We start from the raw sequence: 17,760 nt of genomic DNA on the forward strand, positions 1-17,760 counted from the left end.
GCCGTCGGGCGAGTTCGCCATCCTGTCGGACATCCTGGGTGACGAAGATCACCTGGGCGACATGGACTTCAAGGTCGCCGGCACCCGTGACGGCATCACCTCGCTGCAGATGGACATCAAGGTCGCCGGCATCACCGAGGAAATCATGAAGAAGGCCATCGCCCAGGCGTCGGCCGGCCGCATGCACATCCTCGACGAGATGGACAAGGCCATCGACGGCGCCCGCACCGAGCTGGGCGAGTTCGCCCCGAAGATCGAGACCATCAAGGTCCCGGTCGACAAGATCCGCGAAGTGATCGGCACCGGCGGCAAGGTGATCCGCGAGATCGTCGAGAAGACCGGCGCCAAGATCAACATCGAGGACGACGGCACGGTGAAGATCGCCGCCTCGGAACAGGACAAGATCGACGCCGCCAAGGCCTGGATCTCGTCGATCGTCTCGGAGCCGGAAGTCGGCACCATCTACACCGGCAAGGTCGTGAAGGTCGTCGACTTCGGCGCCTTCGTGAACTTCTTCGGCGCCAAGGACGGTCTGGTCCACGTGTCGCAGATCGCCCTGGAGCGTGTCGCCAACCCGGCCGACGTCCTGTCGGAAGGCCAGGAGGTCAAGGTGAAGTTCCTGGGCCTGGACGACCGCGGCAAGACCAAGCTGTCGATGAAGGTCGTTGATCAGGCCACGGGTGAAGACCTGACGGACAAGATCAACGCCGAGCGCGCCGAGCGTGGCGAAGCCCCGCTGGCCGAAGACACCGGCGGCCGTCCGAAGCGTGAAGGCGGCGGCGGTGACCGCGGCCGCCGTCGCCGGGACTAAGCGTCCCGCGCGTCAGCGCTGACTGAACGAGGCCCCGGCGGAAACGCCGGGGCCTTTTTCGTTGAGCGGAGCCTCAGCCCGGATAGAGGGCGGCGCAGTCGGCGCGGACGGCGGCGGCGCAGGCCTCGAAGGTGACGCCCTCGGGCGTGTCGGGGCTGGGGCGGTAAATGTTCCCGTTCCCGTCACGCGGATAGCAGGCCTGCATGTTCTGGACGACGCACTGACGGTACTGCGGACTGGTCTGCGGCGTGGCGGCCCCGCCGATGGACGGCGCGGCGGTCAGCAGGGCGACGGCGGATGCGGCGAGCAGGATCTTCATGGGGAACCTCCAGGGGTGGGGACCCCGACAATCCCTTGTAGATTGATTTCATGCAATCGCTGTGGTTGCGTCAGGAGTAAGTCCAAAAACCTAGAGGCTATTCAGGTTTCTTGACCCCATGGCCACGGTGTTCCATAGTCAGCGCCGCTACAGGGTCGTCGTCTATTCGAACGATCATCCGCCCTCGCACGTCCATGTTCTCGGCAAGGGGTGTGAGGCGCGGTACCGTCTGAACTGCCCCGACGGGCCGGTGACCCTGTGGGACTACGAAGGCGACTGGGCCTTCAGGCACATCGTCGAACTCGGCGAGGAGATCGCCGCCCGGCTCGACGACTGCTGCGCCGCATGGAGCCGGATTCATGGCTGAGTTTCAGACACCGACCGCCGAAGCCTTCGCAGACGCGCGGCGGAAGACCACGACCCCGCGCGCCGTGTCGGCCCGGTTCTCGCCCGGCAAGGGCTTGGTCCGGATCACGCTGAGCACGGGGCTGGAACTGGCCTTCGCCCCGGACGCCATCGAAGGCCTGCGCGACGCCACGCCGGACGACCTGGCGGTCGTCACCGTGGAGGGCGTGGGGAATGCGATCCACTTCCCGAGGCTGGATGCCGACTTCTCGGTCCCGCGCCTGATCGAAACCTTCCTCGGCCCGATTGACTGGTCGCGCCGGGAAGCGCGGGCGGCGGCGTCGCGGGAGAATGGTCGAAAGGGTGGGCGGCCGAGGAAGGTGGCGGCGGGGTCGTAAGCCTTGGCGGGCAATGACGCTCCCGCTGGCAGAATTGCCCTTCAATCCCTTGCAGGCGAGGCTGCCGGACGGCCGGAGGGAGTCAACCAGCAAGGGCGCGTCCTCGACGCCCTCCTACCGCCCGGCGACGGTCTCGGCAAGGGGATGAAGGGTGGTTTCCGTTCCGGGTGGCGTCTATCCAATCACGACCTGATTGCAGCCATCACCTGTAAGCGGCTCCAGCACCGCGCAGTGGAATTCGGCCCAAGCCGCTATTCCCAAGAAGAAAGAGCACGTTCCCCGGACTGTTCGGGCATTTTGGACCCATCATGATTTCCGCAATTGGGTCCCGCGTGGGATCGAAAGGCAAGTCGATATAGGGAACGATAGAGCCGTTCCTAATATGGAACTCGACGGGAACTCCTGCGATGGGTTGCCCTTCGGACTCTCCGCCATCGTCACGAAGAATCCAGCCGGACTCGCTAATATCCACACTTACAACGTGCTGACACCGAACCTCCTGCTCATCGCGCCACGCCGGATTCTTGAAAGCGATCGACGACATAGCGAGCTCAAGACACCGCTGCCGAAACCATGGCTGATCGAAATCTCGGCCCTTGTCCAACCACTCTAAGAATACAGCGGACACACTGATAAGCATCTCGCGAACTTGCTGATCGAGATCGTAGCAGACCTCGAGAAGCTGAATTGGCAGCCTCCTCAGGGCCGATGATCGGAATCCAACTGCATACCCCCGACCATCGTCCGCGTAAGCTCGCCACTGACTGAGGCTGTCAGCATCTTTCGAAAATGCTGCAATAAAAGACGTCAACCGGACGCCTGATACGCTCCAGAAGCTATCCACAGCATCAATGAAATCTAGGCCGACAGGCTCCGGCAGGCCTATTTGGGGCCCGGGAGCCAGCAGCTTATTCGCAACTTCAAGCCAGACTTGATATCCCCACCGGCCTTCCTCCGCGTCATTCATCATATTGATGTCAGAGAATCGGACAGTCTTATTTTTGACTATGCTAACGAACGCTTCTGGCGAGCAATAGTGATACAAGACCCGCTCGTCCGATGGTTCGAATAGGCGCTCAGGGATCATGCTGGGTTCTCTATGTCGTGGTAGGTTAATGCACCCGCGCCTTCCCGATCTCCAGCCCTTCCGCCCCCGCTGACACGGCGATCACAGACCCGTCCTCGATCTCCCCGGCCAGCAGCTTCCGCGCGATCGGGTCGACCAGTTCCTTCTGGATCACCCGCTTCAAGGGACGCGCGCCGTAGACCGGGTCGTAGCCCTTGTCGGCGAGCCAGGCGGCGGCGGTGTCGTCCAGGGCGAGGGTCAGGCGGCGGTCGGCCAGCAGTTTCTCGAACCGTTGCAGCTGGATGCGGACGATGCCGCCCATCTGTTCGCGGCCGAGGCGGCGGAAGAGGATGATTTCGTCGATGCGGTTCAGGAACTCCGGGCGGAAGTGCGCGCGGACGGCCTCCATGACGAAGGGACGCACGGCTTCCACATCCTCGCCTTCGGACTGGTTGGCCAGCGCCTCGGAGCCCAGGTTGGAGGTCATGATGATCAGGGTGTTGCGGAAGTCGATGGTGCGGCCCTGACCGTCGGTCAGGCGGCCGTCGTCCAGGACCTGGAGCAGGACGTTGAAGACGTCGGGGTGGGCCTTCTCGACCTCGTCGAACAGGACGACCTGATAGGGCCGCCTACGGACGGCTTCTGTCAGGGCGCCGCCCTCGTCATAGCCGACGTAGCCCGGAGGGGCGCCGATCAGGCGGCTGACGGAGTGCTTCTCCATGTATTCGGACATGTCGAGGCGGGTGATGGCGGCCTCGTCGTCAAACAGGAAGTCGGCCAGCGCCTTGGTCAGCTCGGTCTTGCCGACGCCCGTGGGCCCCAGGAAGAGGAAGCTGCCCAGCGGGCGGTTGGGGTCGTTCAGGCCGGCGCGGGCGCGACGGACGGCGTCGGAGACGGCGATCAGGGCGTCGTCCTGACCGACCACGCGGCCGCGCAGGGCGTCTTCCATCTTGAGCAGCTTCTCGCGCTCCCCCTCCAGCATCTTGTCGACCGGGACGCCGGTCCAGCGGGAGACGACGGCGGCGATCTGTTCGGCGTCGACGACCTCGGGCGTCAGGGGCCCGGACTTGTCGGCTTCGTTGGCCTCGGCCTCGGCCAGCTGTTTCTCGATCTGCGGGATCTGGCCGTAGGCGATCTCGGACGCACGACCGAGGTCGCCGGCGCGCTGGGCGGCGGCCAGTTCGGCGCGCAGGCGGTCGAGGGTTTCGCGCAGTTGCGCCCCCTGCCCCACCTTCTCCTTTTCAGCCTTCCAGCGACCGGTCAGGTCGTCGGACTGGCCCTCCAGGTCGGCGATGTCGTCCTCGAGCTTTTCGAGGCGGTGCTGGGAGGCGCTGTCGGTCTCCTTCTTCAGGGCCTCGCGCTCGATCTTCAGCTGGACCAGACGGCGGTCGATCTCGTCCAGAGCCTCGGGCTTGGAATCGACGGCCATGCGCACGCGCGACGCGGCCTCATCGACCAGGTCGATGGCCTTGTCCGGCAGGAAGCGGTCGGTGATGTAGCGGTTCGACAGGGTGGCGGCGGCGACGATGGCGCTGTCGGAGATGCGGACCCCGTGGTGGACCTCATACTTCTCCTTCAGTCCACGGAGGATCGAGACCGTGTCCTCGACGGTCGGCTCGGAGACGAAGACCGGCTGGAAGCGACGGGCCAGGGCCGCGTCCTTCTCGACGTGCTTGCGGTACTCGTCCAGCGTCGTGGCGCCGACGCAGTGCAGCTCGCCGCGCGCCAGGGCGGGCTTGAGCAGGTTGGAGGCGTCCATGGCGCCGTCGCCCTTTCCGGCGCCGACCAGGGTGTGCATCTCGTCGATGAACAGGACGATGCCGCCCTCGGCGGCGGCGGTCTCGTTGAGCACGGCCTTGAGCCGCTCCTCGAACTCGCCACGATATTTCGCGCCGGCGATCAGGGCGCCCATGTCGAGCGCCATGACGGTCTTGTCGCGCAGGCTTTCGGGCACGTCGCCGTTGACGATGCGAAGCGCCAGGCCCTCGACGATGGCGGTCTTGCCGACGCCGGGCTCGCCGATGAGGACGGGGTTGTTCTTGGTGCGGCGGGCGAGCACCTGGATGGTGCGGCGGATCTCCTCGTCGCGGCCGATGACCGGGTCGATCTTGCCGTCGGCGGCGGCCAGGGTCAGGTCGCGGGCGTAGCGCTTGAGGGCGTCATAGCCGTCCTCGGCCGCGGCGCTGTCGGCGGTCTTGCCCTTGCGGACCTCGGTGATGGCGGCGTCGAGCGCATCGGGGGTGACGCCCGCGGCGGACAGGACCGTCTTGGCCACCCCGCCCTCGCGGGCCAGGGCGCCGAGCAGGCGTTCGGTGGTGACGAAGGCGTCGCCGGCCTTCTTCGCCGAGGCCTCGGCGGTGGCGAAGACGCGGGCGGTGTCGCCGTCCAGATAGAGCTGGCCCGAACCGCCGGAGACCTGGGCGCGCTTGGACAGGGCGGTTTCGACGTCGGCTTCGGCGCGGCGGGCGTCGCCCCCGGCGGCGGTGATCAGATTGCGGGCAAGGCCGTCACGCTCTTCCAGCAGCACCTTGAGCAGGTGCTCGGGCGCGAACTGCTGGTGGCGGCGCGCCAGAGCCAGGCTCTGGGCGGACTGGACGGCCTGTTTGGCGCGGTCGGAATAGAGGTCGAGATTCAAGCGGACATCCCCTGTCAGGCGGATTGAGTGCTCATCAGCGCCCTTTCTGGAAGCGACGCCTTGAGATGTCGCAAACGTGGGTGTGTCGATGTGGCCACACAAGAGCCGAGCCGCGCAAAAGACACGGCGAGGGGACGGCGGAACGGCTAGGCTGGCGGCGGAGGTCGAGCCCGATGCCCCATGCCGCCTGGCCGGTCGATCCCGGCGTGATCCTGCCCTTCCTGCTGGCCGTGGCGCTGATCGAGCTGACCCCCGGCCCCAATATGGGCTGGCTGGCGCTGGTGTCGCTGGAGCAGGGCCGGCGCGCGGGTCTGGCGGCGGTGGCGGGCGTGACGGTCGGGCTGGCGATCTGGATGCTGGCGGCCGCCTTCGGCCTGACCCAGGCGCTGATGGCCTGGCCGCCCCTGTTCCAGCTGGTCCGGTGGGCGGGCGTGCTGTTCCTGCTGTGGCTGGCGTGGGAGGCGTGGCGCCCTGAGCCCGCGGATACCGGGGGCGCACAGGTCGAGACGGCGCGATGGCGCGGCCTGTTCCTGCGCGGACTGACCGGCAACCTGCTGAACCCCAAGGCGGCAATCTTCTATGTCGGCCTGCTGCCCACCTTCATGCGCCCGGATCACGGCGCGCCGCTGACACAGGCGCTGACGCTGGGCGCCCTGCATCTGGTCGTGGCCGTGGTCGTGCACACGGCCATCGTCCTGGGCGCCGCCCGCGCCGCCCCCCTGTTGACCGCGCGGGTGCAGGGGACGGCGCTCAGGGCGCTGATGGCCGCGGGCCTTGTCGCCGTCGCCCTGTGGATGGCCTGGGAGACCCGGGCCTGACGAGGGTCAGCCGCCTTGCTGCTGCGGTCCGGAGAAGTCGAACTGCGGGTCCTGCTGGCGCGACGGACCGCCGAAGGTCCAGGTCAGGCCGATGAAGGCCACGCGCCCTCCGAACACCCGCTCGGTGCGGTCGGTGAAGGCGTCGGTCTCGTAGTCGGTGATGTCCTTCGACTCGTCCAGCAGGTCGCGGACGGTCAGCTGGAGGGCCAGGGTGTCGTTGAGCTTGCGGCGGTAGCCGAGGTTGATCAGCTGGGTCGACTCGCGCGTGCCCTGGGCCAGCAGTTGCTCGCCGGTCCAGACGCCCGACAGCTGGACGAAGTCCTCCTGCGTCGGCTGCCAGTTCAGGCTGAGACGGCCCGAGACCACCTCGCCCTCGCTACTGACGCCGCCGACCAGGTTCGAGGCGTCGATTTCCTGATGGAAGACGTTGACGCTGGCGTTGTAGCGCAGGGTCGGGTGCAGGCGGCCGTTGGCGACGAACTCGACGCCGGTGGCGGTGCGGGCGCCGAGGTTCTCGGTGCGGGTCAGGAAGACGCCGTTGCCCAGGTCGCTGACGACCGGAGTGAAGGCGTTCTGGGTGTCCCGGTAGTAGAGGGTCACGCCGTAGAAGGACTGCTCGACCCGGCGCTGCCAGCTGAACTCGAACGAGTCCGTTTCCTGCGGCTCCAGATCCGGATTGCCCGAGCGGTAGTTCAGCGGGTCCATGTAGCTGAGGAAGGGGTTCAGATCGCCCGGCTGCGGGCGCTGGACCCGGCGGCTGTAGCTGCCGCGCAGGGTCTGGCCGTCCGCCAACTGATAGGAGACGTGCAGGGTCGGATAGGCCCGGAAATAGTCGTTCGAGGCGGTGATGCCGGTGGTGACCTGGTCGAGGTCCAGACTGGCCTGTTCCAGTCGCAGGCCGAACTGGGCGCTCAGCTTGTCACCGAACGGCTGTTCCCAGGTGCCGTATAGGGCGTGGACCGTCTGGTCGACGTGGAAGGCGTTGGACACCAGCGGGTCGGGCGTCAGGGCGCCGGCGGAGGCGCCGCGGGCGACCAGATTGTCCAGCTCGAGCCGGCTGTACTCAAGCTCATAGCCCATGCGCAGGCGGGCGCCGCTGGCGAAGGGCCGGACGTAGGCGCTGGCGAAGTTGAGGGTATCGTTGTTGTTCTGGTTGTCGACGCGCTCGTACTGGTTCGGCGCGGCAGGGATCAGCTGGTCGACCAGGGTGTCGTGGCCGTAGGTCCCGCGGCCGCGGTTGTAGCGCACCTCATTGGACCATTCGTGGCCCTGGTCGGCGAAGCGGCGCACCAGACGGGCCGTCGCGCCCGAGAACTGGCCCTCGAACCCACCGTTCGACAGGCGGCGATAGCCCGAGGCGATACCGCCGCCGGCCGCGTCGGCCTCGAACTGGTCCAGCATCAGGCCGTCGCTGGTGACGTCCACATGGTAGAGGTCGCCGTACAGCTGGTACTGGTCGGTCGGGCGGTAGTCGGCCGAGAAGCGGACGAAGACGTTGTCGTTCGAGCCGTCGCCCGCTTGGGTATTGCGCGATTCCAGGAACTGGCCCGAGCCGCTGTCGTAGCGGGTGCGGACCCGGTCGGTCGACTGGATGAAGGTGTCGTTGCGATAGTTGAGGTCGGCCGTCAGGGTCAGGCGGTCGCGGCTGAACACGCTGCTGACACCGATGTTGTAGCGGTCGTCGTTGCCGATGTTGGCGCGGACAGAGCCGGTGGTGGTCGGCTGGGCGCGGGGACGGTTGGGCTTGGTGATCAGGTTGATCACACCGCCGCCGCCGTCCGGGCGATAGGCGGCCGACGGATTGGTCATGACCTCGATGCGGGCGTACTGATCGGCCGGGATCTGCAGGATCACCTGCCCGCGGTTCTCGCCCTGGAACAGGCCCGAGGGGCGGCCGTCGACGAGGATGGTGACCCCGGCGTCGCCGCGCAGGCTGACGTTGCCGTCCGGATCGACCTCGACCGACGGGATGTTGCGCAGGGCGTCGGCCAGGGTGCCGGTGGCGGTCTGCAGGTCCTCGCCGACGTTGTAGCTGATCGAGTCGACCGAGGTGCGGATGTCGTTGGCGCGCGCCTGGACGACCGTCTCGCCCAGTTCGGTGGCGGCGTCCTCGGCCGGAGTCTCCTGCGTCGCGGCCGCCGGAGCGGCGGGCGCCGGAGCCGGAGCCGGCGTTTCCGCAGGACGCGGGGTCTGCGGCGCGGTCTGGGCGACGGCCGCGCCGGCCGGCAGGGCGAGCGCGAGCAGCGAGATGAGGGTGGTTCTGGTCATGGCCCCGGGATCCTGAGTCCGGGGATCCTGATGGCCCCCGTTTCAGCGCGGAAACTACCAGCGCGGGCGGCGGCGACTCAGTTACATCTTTTTCATTTCATTACGTTTTCTCCACCAACGGACATTTTTCCGCCGCACGATCTGCATGCCCGGAAGGGGATGACGAAATCCGCCCGGCGGTCTAGCGTCGCCGCAGAGTTCAGTCCGGAGCGCCTGCATGTCCATTCGCCTCACGCGCCGCGCGGCGCTGGTGTCCTCCGCCGCCGGGGCCGCCGCCCTGCCCGCGACCGGCTGGGCGCAGACCGCCGCCAACGACAGCGCCTCGCTGGCCGAGCAGGTGGACGCTTTCGTGAAGCGCGCCATGGCCGCCTTCCCGGAACAGCCCGCCGTCTCCATCGCGGTGGTCAAGGACGGCCAGCCCATCCTGACGCGCGGCTACGGCGTCCGCTCCGTCGGCGGATCGCCGGTGGACGACCACACCCTGTTCGCCATCGCCTCGAACACCAAGGCGGTGACCTGCGCGGCGCTGGCGATCCTGATCGACGAGGGCAAGGTGAAGTGGGACGAGCCGGTGCGGACCTATCTGCCCGACTTCCGCCTGTCGAAACCGGAACTGAATGATCTGGTGACGGTGCGCGACCTGGTCAGCCACCGGATCGGTTTCGGCCTCGGCGCCGGGGACCTGCTGTTCTGGCCGAACGGCAATCGCACCCGGGCCGAGATCATGGCGGCCATCCCGAACGTGCCGATCGAGGACAGCTTCCGCACCTCGTACCACTACTGCAACCTGATGTTCGTGGCGGCCGGCGAGGTGGTCGCGGCGGCCAGCGGCATGCCGTGGGAGGACTTCGTCCAGACCCGCATCCTGAACCCGCTGGGCATGACCGAGACCAAGCCGCTGATGACCTCGGCGGACCCGGCGAAGTCGGCCCTGCCGAACGGCCGGATCGGGCCGCCGCTGCGCTATCAGGGCCCGATGCAGACCATCGGCCAGTCGATCCAGGAAGTCTGGGACTGGTCGGCGGCGGGCGCGGCGGGCGGCTTCGCGACCAATCCGGTCGACTGGGCCAAATGGATCGCGGTGCAGCTGAACAAGGGCGCCCTGCCCGACGGGACGCGGTTGTGGTCCGAGGCGCGCTCGAACGACATGTGGCGGCCCAACATCATCGTCTCAAGCTCGGGCGGGCCGACGCCGGACGCGCCGGGCCGGGCTATCGCGGCGACCTATGCGACCGGCTGGCAGGTGATGGACTATCGCGGCGAGCGCTTCATCACCCACGGCGGCGGCGCGCCCGGCTATCTGTCGGGCACCGTCCTGCTGCCGGGCCGCAACGCGGGCTTCAGCTACTTCACCAACGCCGAGGAAAGCCAGCTCACCCGCGCCCTGCGCAGCGGCATCGCCGACATCATCATGGGCAAGACCGGGTTCGACTGGATCGCCGACGCCGTGCGCCTGACGCAGGAAGGCAACGCGAAGTCGATCGCCGCGGCCGCCGAGATCGACGCGAAACAGGCGGCGGGCGCGGCCCCGTCCCTGCCGCTGGAGGCCTATGCGGGGAGCTGGGTCGATCCCTGGTACGGCGAGATCCGCATCGAGCCCCGCACCACCGGTCGCGGCCGCAACCGGCGCACCACCCTGCACCTCGATTTCACCCGCACCAATGCCCTGAAGGGGCCGCTGGAGCCCTATGACGGCGACAGCTTCCGCACCCGCTTCACCGACAGGCGGGAGGAGGACGTCTTCGTCACCTTCAAGATCGAGAACGGCGTGGCCGTCTCGGCGACGATGAAGGCCGTCAGCCCGGATGCGGACTTCAGCTACGACTATCACGACCTGAGGCTGACCAAGGCATGACCCCGATGTTCTCCCTGATGCTCGCCCTGATGACCGCCACGCCGGCCACGCAGGCGCAGGACGCGCCCGTGCCGCCGGTCTGCGCGGGGCCGACCTTCGTCAGCTGGCAGGCCTGCGCCGAGGCGGCGCAGGAGGGCAGCCCGGCCTATGTGCTGGCCATGATGAATCTGGGCACCGACGCCTATCTGAGCGGCGACCTGGGCGCGGCGCTGGACTTCTACGACAAGGCGGACCGCGACGGCTTCTCCATGACGTCGGACGTGACCTTCCACACCTTCCGCGCCGACGCCCGGCGCTACGGCGGGCGGCTGGAAGAGGCGCGGGCCGATGCGCGGATCGCCTGGGGCTTCCTTGAGGGACGACCGCCGGCCAATACGCCGCCCAACCTGATCCTGCCGATCAACGCCGAGATGCGCGGCGCGATCCTGAGCATCATCCTGCCGATCATGAAGGACGACGATCCCGAGGCCTTCCGCCGCGCCCGGGACCAGTATCTGGCCCTGCCCGCGACGGACTGGGTCGCCCTGAGCCAGAGGGCCGGGGTGCTGACCACCCTCGGCGAGAACGAGGCCGCGGTCGCCGCCAGCAAGGCGGCGCTGGACCTGCGCCCCGCCGATCCGCTGTCGAAGAACAATCACTGCTACGCCCTGGTGGAGGCCGGACGGGCGGACGAGGCCCTGCCCTATTGCGAAGGCGCGGTCGCGGGCCTGCCCGAGCTGGCGCCGGTGCGGCACAGCCTGGCCACGGTGCTGGCCCGACTGGGCCGGTGCGCGGACGCCGAGGCCCAACTGGCGGTCGCCCGTCGTCTGGAGCCCGGAAGCAGCCTGTACCGTGAAGCCCTGACCTGCACGCCGAAGGCGGGCTGACCCGGATGAAGGCCCTGATGCTCGCCGCCCTGATCGCCGCCCTCACCGCGCCCGCGACGGCGACGACGGCCGCTCCCGCCGCCATCCGCGCCGAAAGCCCGATGAGCGATGCGCGGTTCTGGTCGATCATCGACGACACCGTGCAAGCCGACGGCGACCCCGAGGCTCAGCTGGAAGCCCTGTATGAGGCCCTCGGCCACCTCTCGGCGGATGAGGTGCTGGGCTTTCGCGACGCCTTCGAGCGTCAGATGACCCGCGCCTACGCCTGGGACCTCTGGGCGGTCGCCTACATCGCCCACGGCGGCGCGTCGGATGACGGCTTTGACTTCTTTCGCCGCTGGCTGATCTCGCGGGGACAGGCCATCTTCGAACAGGTTCTGTCGAACCCGGACAGCTTGGCGGACCTGCCCGGGCTCGACGGGCGGGACGTCCTCGAGTTCGAGGATCTGACCTACGCCCCCATGGAGGTCTGGGCCGAGAAGACCGGCCGGTCGCCCGACGACATGCCCCCGCCCGCGGTCCGGACCATGCCGGGCAGCGCGCCGTCGGGAGAACCGTTCGAGGAAAACGACGCCGCGCTCGCCGCCCGCTTCCCGAAGACCTGGGCCCGCTTCGGCGAGAGTCCGCTGGGTCAGGTCACCTGACGAGTTCGAGGATCTCGAGCTTCGATTCCACGCGCGGCCACGGCACGACCAGACGCCAGCGTTCCGGGCCGATCCGTTCGAACACGCCGACCTGGTCGCGCTCGGGCTGCTGCCCGTAGGCGGGGTAGCCGGTCTCATCCAGACCCCAGGCCTGGGCGCCGACGAAGACCAGACGATTGTCCGTATCCGGATAGAGCAGGCCGCGCGTCCGTTGTGATCCGGTCGTCTTGGTCAGGATCAGATCGCCGCCGGGTGACAGTTCGACCGTACAGCGGAAGAAGGGATAGGCGAGGTAGGCGAGGCCGCCCTCGCTCTTCGAGCCCAGCTTGATCGTCCGGCAACGGTAGGTCCCGGGCGCGGGCTGCAGGCGGCCGGACTGACCGGCCATGGGATCGACCAGAGGCCCCAGCGCCTCGACTTCGGACGCAAAGCCCTTGTCCTCGGCCTCGGCGCGCCCCAGACGCCAGGCCTGGTCCAGACGTCCGAGGTTGCTCGCATCCGCCGCGGAGACGACCTCGCGCCAACTCGCGGCTCCACCCTGTTCGCCCCCGGCGGGCGGCGCGGGCGTGGGTTCAGGGGCCGGCGCGGGCTCCCCGACCGGCGCCGGATCAGTAGCGGGCGCGGCGTTTCCGTCCGGGTTGGAGGTGCTCTCGCCGCAGGCGGCGAGCAGGGCGGCGAGGGAGGCGACGGCGATCAGGGTCCGCATCGGGCAGGCTCCATAAGGCTGAGCTTGCACAACGGTCGGGCGCCCGGGCGGTTTCAGGGCAGGCGGTGGAAACCGCTCCCCCTCCCCCGAAAGGCGAGGATCAGGCCGGGATGAGTTCGATCAGGTCGAGGTTGGACTCGTTCTGCGGCCAGGGGATCACCAGCCGCCAGCGGCGCTCGCCGATCCGCTCCAGCACGGCGACCAGATCGCGGTCGGGCCGCCGGCCGTAGGAGTTGGCGGCCGGTTCGGAAGCGAGGGCCATGGAGCCGAGCATGACCATCTGACGGTCGTCTTCGGGAAACAGCAGGCCCGACGGGCGCTGGGACCCGGTCAGCTTGACGAATTTCAGCCCGTTGGGCGTCTGCTCGATGCGACAGGCGAACCAGCCGTAGATGACATAGCCCAGGCCGTCCTCGCCGCCCTGGGACCCCAGTTTGACGGTGCGGCAGCGATAGTCGCCGGCGGGCGGAATGACCGACGGGCGCTGGGCGTCCGGGTCGATCAGTTCGCCGAGGCTGTTCAGGTCGCCCGAGCCCCGCTGACGACGGGCCTGCTGCAGGGCCAGCGACCAGGCGGCGTCGCGTCGCGCGTAGCGGTCGCGGTCGGCGGCGGTGACGATCCCCCGCCAGTCCCGCAGGGTCGCGCCCGAACCGCCCGAAGGCGGAGGCGGCGGCGCCGGCGGCGTCGCGCAGGCGGACAGGGTCAGGACGGCGCCGACGATCAGGGTCGACAGCCGGATCAGGCGAGGCATGGGCGCTCCCGAACTCAGGCTGAGGGCGTGGCTCGGGTCTGTTGGACCGGTCCGGACGCCCGCCGTCAAGCGCCCTCGCGTCACGAGGGCCACCGGGCGGACGTTCGAACGACGGTTTCTCCCGTGACGGGAGGCGGACCTCAGCCTTCCTCGGTGGGGGCCTCAGCCTTGGGCTTCCGCGGGGCGCGGGCGCGCTTGGGGGCCGGAGCCTCCTCGCCTTCCGCCGCGGCGGCGGCCGGAGCCGTCGAGCGGGTCAGGAAGCCCGGCAGGGCGGCGGCCTCTTCAGACGCCTCCTCACGGCGCGGACGGCGCGGCGCGCGCTCGGGCACGGCCTCGGCGGCGACCGGTTCAGCCTCGACGGCGGCCGGAGCCTCGTCGCCCGCGGGGGCGTCAACGGGGCCTTCGCCGCCGGCCTCGGTCTCGAAGCGGCGGTTGCGTTCCTCGCGGCGGCGCTCCCAGCGCTCACGACGGCTTTCGCGGCGGCCGCCTTCGCGCGGCTGGCCGTCCTCGCCCTCGGCGCGGGGTTCGCGCGGCTCGCGCGGTTCGCGGTCGTCGCGGTCGCGCCACTCGCGGCGGCCTTCGTTGTTCTGGCGTTCCTGCTGGCGCTCTTCCTGCTCGCGCTGGCGACGTTCCTGCTCGGCGGCGCGATCGGCTTCCGCCTGCTGGGCGGCGAGGATGGCGGCCGCCTGGGCGCCGGATTCGTCCTCGAAGTCGATGTCGAAGCCCTGACCGGCCAGCTCGCGCTGGGCGATCTCGGAGACCGGGCGGGCCGGCTGCAGGGCGCGCAGGACGCGGAAATAGTGCTCGGCGTGCTGAGTGTAGTTCTCGGCCAGAACGCGGTCGCCCGACGCGGAGGCGTCGCGGGCGAGCTGCATGTAGCGCTCATAGACGGTCTGGGCGTTGCCTCGGACCTTGATGTTCTCGGGGCCCTGCGAGTCCCACGAACGGTTCGGGTTGGTGGCGTTGGCGTTGTTGCCGCCGCCGCCGGGCTTCCTGTTGCGTCCGCGTTGACGCTTCATGCCCTTGAAATCTCTCATCGGACGCTACCGTGCCTTGATGGGGAGGGCGGACCGGGCCTTCAGGCTCGGTATCCGTCCGGGGGGTGTTCCGTCTCGGGCGGGGCCTATTCCCCGCTGGCGATGTGTTCGGAAATCCGTCGTCGCCCGTGGTCCGCCGGGCGACTGGCCCGACCGTCACTGTCCGGAACGCGCGCGAGTCAGGAACCGGACCGGTTCGAGGCGTGTGTTCTGGTGGGAGACGGCAAAGACTTAGCGCGGGTTTGTGGCGTTTCCAAGGGGGTTTGTGAGACCCCCGTTCAGCCCGCTTCCGGATACATCTTCGGGATGGGGTTGGTGCGCGGGTTCGGGCCGTTGGTGACGACGCGGTCGCGGTCGGACAGATCCTTGACCACGATGACGTCGGTGAAGCCCGCAGCCTCGAACAGCGCCTGAACCTGCGGCCCCTGGTCCCACCCGATCTCGACGGCGAAGATGCCGTCCGGCTTCAGGATGCGGCGGATTTCGGGAGCCAGTTCGCGATAGGCGACGAGACCGTCAGGCCCGCCGTCCAGCGCCAGATGCGGGTCGTGCTCGCGCACTTCCGGGTCCAGCCCGGGGATGTCGTCCGACGGGATGTAGGGCGGGTTGGACACCACCAGATCGAAGCTGTTCTCGGCGAACCCGGCGGCCCATTCGGTGCGGATGAAGTCGCAGCGGTTGTCGAGATCGAGGTTGGCGGCGTTCTCGCGCGCCACGGCCAGGGCCTCGGTCGAGATGTCGGTGCCGACGCCCTTGGCGGCCGGGCGCTCGGCCAGGGTGGCCAGCAGGATGGCGCCCGAGCCGGTGCCCAGGTCGATCATGGTGAAGCTATCCTGTGGCTGATAGGCCAACAGGACCACGTCGAGGATGGCCTCGGTGTCCGGGCGCGGGCTGAGCACGTCGGGCGTAACGTTCAGGATGATCTTCCAGAAGCCCTTGCGGCCGAGGATGCGCGAGACCGGCTCGCGTTTCAGGCGGCGCGCGACGTAGCCGTCCAGCGTCGCCTGCTGCTCATCGGTGACCGCGCGATAGGGGTCGGTCAGGATGTCGGTGCGCGAACAGCCGGCCGCGACCTCGAGCAGGAGGCGGGCATCGATGGAGGGGCTGTCGATCTTCCCGGCCTTGAGGTCGGCCTGGGCGGCCTTCCAGGCGGTGAGGAGGGTGCGGGCGGGGGCGGCGTCGGTCATGCGCAGGGCTTGGACCGACGAAGCGGGGATTTCAAGCGTCTGCTGTCAGGACCCGCAGCGCGGAGGCTTCCCCGCCCCAGAGGGCGGCCCGAACCCGAAGACATCATCCGCCGGCAGAGGCCGGGCCCGATCCTCATGGCCCGGCACAGGTGGTCACCCCGGCGTCAGCCGTTCCAGGTGGCGATACCGCTGGCGCGGCCCCAGCGGAAGAACTCCTGGACGCTGGGGTAGCGGACCTCGGAGGACGGCTCGTCGCAGACGGTGTCCTTCTCGCCGTCCGACATACTGCCTTCGACGATCGGCTCCGGGTCACCGTTCAGCTTGGACGAGAAGACGCTGGAGCCGTCGGCGAGATAGCCGTGCAGATTGATGGTCCGCACGGTGTTGGCGGCGCAGTCGATCTCGAAATGCATCAGCATGTAGTCGACGCTGGGCCCGGCGAAGTCGCGACGCTCGCGATAGACGCTGACGGCGTCGAAGGCGCGGACGTTGCCGCGGGCCCGCACCGTGCTGAGGTTGACCCCGCGAATGAAGTTGTCGTTGACCGAACTGGGGGTCCACTGGCCGGTCTGGGCCTGGACGACTCCGGCGGCGGCGACAGACAGCGCGAGCGCGGCGATGACGGCTTTCATGGAAAATCCCCCGTTATCCGAGCAGGTTAGAACGGCTTCTCGCAAAACGGCAAGACGCGCGGGCAGCGAAGACAGCTTTGATCAGGGGAACGTCCCGTCAGCTTGACCGTTGAGGCGCGGATGCAGTGGCAGTCGGGACACAAGGGCGCAGGACACAAGGGGTCAGGTCGCAAGGACGGACCGGGCCTGTGGGGCGTGGCCGGCGCGGTCCTGGGCGGTCTGGCCGCCGGGGCCGGAGCCGCGCACCTGCTGTACACGCGTGGCCACAAGTACGGGCTGGAGCTGCGGCCGCCCCGGCCGGAGCCCTTGCCCCCCGCCCCGCCGACGCCCGAGGACTTCGAGGCGAAGGAACCTGGTCGCGGCCGGATGGCGAGACGGCCCGAACACATCCCGCGCAAGGGCTGGACCGACATCTTCTGGCGTGTCGGCGCTTCCTATTTCGGCGACCGGGTCGGCTTCGTCGCGGGCGGGGTGACCTTCTTCGTGGTCCTGTCCCTGTTCCCGACGCTGGCGGCCTTCGTGACCATCTACGGCCTGTTCGCCGATCCGAACGGCGCATGGGACCGGCTGCAGTTCCTCTATTCGGTGCTGCCCGCCGGGGTGGCCGAGTTCCTCGGCGCCGAGATGCAGCGGCTGGCCGAGAACACCAACACCGAGCTGACCTTCACCCTGGCCTGGACCCTTGTGCTGTCGCTGTGGACCGCGAACGGGGCGATCAAGGTGCTCTTCTACGGCCTGAACATCGCCTACCACGAGGTCGAGCGGCGCAATATCGTCCACTACAATCTGATGTGCATGGGCTTCACCGTGTCCGGCCTGCTGGCGGTGCTGCTGTCAGCGGCGATGGTGGTGGGCGTGCCGGTGGTGCTGGGCTTCCTCGGCCTGATCGAGGAGTGGGGCTATCTGGCGCCGCTGCGCTGGCCAGCCCTGCTGCTGATCTACATGGCCGCCCTGACGGTGATCTACCGCTTCGGCCCTTGCCGCCAGAAGGCGCGCTGGCGGTGGCTGACCCCCGGCGCGATCTTCGCGGCCCTGCTGAGCCTGTGCCTGTCGCTGGGATTCAGCTGGTACATCGGGACCTTCGTGCGGACCGCCTCCTACGGCCCGCTGGCGGCGATGATGGGCTTCCTGCTGTGGACCTGGCTGACGGTGCAGATCGTCATCATGGGCGCAGAACTGAACGCCGAGATCGAGCACCAGACGGCGATCGACACCACCACCGGCGAGCCGCGCGCCATCGGCGACCGGGGCGCGGTGGTGGCCGATACGGTCGGACCGCGCCGGGGCAATCCGGCGGCCCTGGCCTTCACCCTGAAGCACGCCGAAGCCCTGTCAGACCGGCTGCTGAGACGGCGCATCCGGCGCGACACCTAGCCGCCGCCGGACGGATATGCTCTGGCTGCGGCGAGAGCACGGGGCGTC

General features: G+C 68.7%; 17 protein-coding genes. 8 read left to right on the forward strand and 9 right to left on the reverse strand.

What is annotated here, in order from left to right:
• Positions 1-811, forward strand: an 811-nt coding sequence (locus VGE03_RS05575) for a S1 RNA-binding domain-containing protein (protein WP_331045483.1), incomplete at its 5' end; no start/stop codon positions are given.
• 73 nt (positions 812-884) lie between these two features.
• Here VGE03_RS05575 and VGE03_RS05580 read toward each other — a convergent pair.
• Positions 885-1,130, reverse strand: coding sequence for a hypothetical protein (locus VGE03_RS05580; RefSeq protein ID WP_331045484.1), 246 nt, complete (start codon positions 1,128-1,130; stop codon positions 885-887).
• Positions 1,131-1,248: 118 nt separating this feature from the next.
• Between VGE03_RS05580 and VGE03_RS05585 the strand changes: the two genes are divergently transcribed.
• Positions 1,249-1,497, forward strand: a complete 249-nt coding sequence (locus VGE03_RS05585; RefSeq protein ID WP_331045485.1) for a DUF4160 domain-containing protein — start codon at positions 1,249-1,251, stop codon at positions 1,495-1,497.
• Positions 1,490-1,873, forward strand: a complete 384-nt coding sequence (locus tag VGE03_RS05590) for a DUF2442 domain-containing protein (protein ID WP_331045486.1) — start codon at positions 1,490-1,492, stop codon at positions 1,871-1,873. Before VGE03_RS05585 ends, VGE03_RS05590 begins: the two co-directional genes overlap by 8 nt.
• Before the next feature lie 202 nt (positions 1,874-2,075).
• Here the strand turns inward: VGE03_RS05590 and VGE03_RS05595 are convergent, their stop codons facing one another.
• Both VGE03_RS05595 and clpB read right to left on the reverse strand, forming a co-directional pair.
• Positions 2,076-2,960: a DUF2971 domain-containing protein gene (locus VGE03_RS05595; RefSeq protein WP_331045487.1), complete on the reverse strand. Its 885-nt coding sequence runs from the start codon at positions 2,958-2,960 to the stop codon at positions 2,076-2,078.
• 25 nt (positions 2,961-2,985) lie between these two features.
• Positions 2,986-5,574 (reverse strand): ATP-dependent chaperone ClpB, encoded by a 2,589-nt coding sequence (gene clpB, locus VGE03_RS05600; protein ID WP_331045488.1) that lies wholly within the window; start codon positions 5,572-5,574, stop codon positions 2,986-2,988.
• Positions 5,575-5,747: 173 nt separating this feature from the next.
• Between clpB and VGE03_RS05605 the strand changes: the two genes are divergently transcribed.
• Positions 5,748-6,392 (forward strand): LysE family translocator, encoded by a 645-nt coding sequence (locus tag VGE03_RS05605; RefSeq protein ID WP_331045489.1) that lies wholly within the window; start codon positions 5,748-5,750, stop codon positions 6,390-6,392.
• A 6-nt stretch (positions 6,393-6,398) separates the two neighbouring features.
• On the opposite strand, the gene VGE03_RS05610 is transcribed toward VGE03_RS05605, so the two are convergent.
• Positions 6,399-8,660, reverse strand: coding sequence for a TonB-dependent receptor domain-containing protein (locus VGE03_RS05610; protein ID WP_331045490.1), 2,262 nt, complete (start codon positions 8,658-8,660; stop codon positions 6,399-6,401).
• A gap of 217 nt (positions 8,661-8,877) precedes the next feature.
• Here VGE03_RS05610 and VGE03_RS05615 point away from each other — a divergent pair, with 217 nt between their 5' ends.
• The 3 genes from VGE03_RS05615 to VGE03_RS05625 are packed head-to-tail and all read left to right on the forward strand — an operon-like array spanning position 8,878 to position 12,025.
• A complete protein-coding gene (locus VGE03_RS05615) occupies positions 8,878-10,515 on the forward strand; it encodes a serine hydrolase (protein ID WP_331045491.1) in 1,638 nt (545 codons plus the stop codon).
• A complete protein-coding gene (locus tag VGE03_RS05620; RefSeq protein ID WP_331045492.1) occupies positions 10,512-11,381 on the forward strand; it encodes a tetratricopeptide repeat protein in 870 nt (289 codons plus the stop codon). Before VGE03_RS05615 ends, VGE03_RS05620 begins: the two co-directional genes overlap by 4 nt.
• Positions 11,382-11,386: 5 nt before the next feature.
• Positions 11,387-12,025, forward strand: a complete 639-nt coding sequence (locus VGE03_RS05625) for a DUF4240 domain-containing protein (RefSeq protein WP_331045493.1) — start codon at positions 11,387-11,389, stop codon at positions 12,023-12,025.
• On the opposite strand, the gene VGE03_RS05630 is transcribed toward VGE03_RS05625, so the two are convergent.
• The 5 genes from VGE03_RS05630 to VGE03_RS05650 form a co-directional block, all read right to left on the reverse strand.
• Positions 12,018-12,731 (reverse strand): DUF4893 domain-containing protein, encoded by a 714-nt coding sequence (locus tag VGE03_RS05630; RefSeq protein ID WP_331045494.1) that lies wholly within the window; start codon positions 12,729-12,731, stop codon positions 12,018-12,020. The genes VGE03_RS05625 and VGE03_RS05630 overlap by 8 nt on opposite strands.
• Before the next feature lie 100 nt (positions 12,732-12,831).
• Positions 12,832-13,482: a DUF4893 domain-containing protein gene (locus tag VGE03_RS05635; protein ID WP_331045495.1), complete on the reverse strand. Its 651-nt coding sequence runs from the start codon at positions 13,480-13,482 to the stop codon at positions 12,832-12,834.
• Positions 13,483-13,622: 140 nt separating this feature from the next.
• Positions 13,623-14,501: a DUF4167 domain-containing protein gene (locus VGE03_RS05640; RefSeq protein WP_331045496.1), complete on the reverse strand. Its 879-nt coding sequence runs from the start codon at positions 14,499-14,501 to the stop codon at positions 13,623-13,625.
• A 296-nt stretch (positions 14,502-14,797) separates the two neighbouring features.
• Positions 14,798-15,706, reverse strand: a complete 909-nt coding sequence (prmC, locus tag VGE03_RS05645) for a peptide chain release factor N(5)-glutamine methyltransferase (protein WP_331045497.1) — start codon at positions 15,704-15,706, stop codon at positions 14,798-14,800.
• 164 nt (positions 15,707-15,870) lie between these two features.
• Positions 15,871-16,338, reverse strand: coding sequence for a surface-adhesin E family protein (locus VGE03_RS05650; RefSeq protein WP_331045498.1), 468 nt, complete (start codon positions 16,336-16,338; stop codon positions 15,871-15,873).
• A 120-nt stretch (positions 16,339-16,458) separates the two neighbouring features.
• On the opposite strand from VGE03_RS05650, the gene VGE03_RS05655 reads away from it, so the two are divergent.
• Positions 16,459-17,712: a YihY/virulence factor BrkB family protein gene (locus VGE03_RS05655; protein ID WP_331045499.1), complete on the forward strand. Its 1,254-nt coding sequence runs from the start codon at positions 16,459-16,461 to the stop codon at positions 17,710-17,712.
• The last annotated feature ends 48 nt before the right edge of the window (positions 17,713-17,760 follow it).

This window comes from Brevundimonas sp. (genome assembly GCF_036400995.1).
Lineage (GTDB): Bacteria > Pseudomonadota > Alphaproteobacteria > Caulobacterales > Caulobacteraceae > Brevundimonas.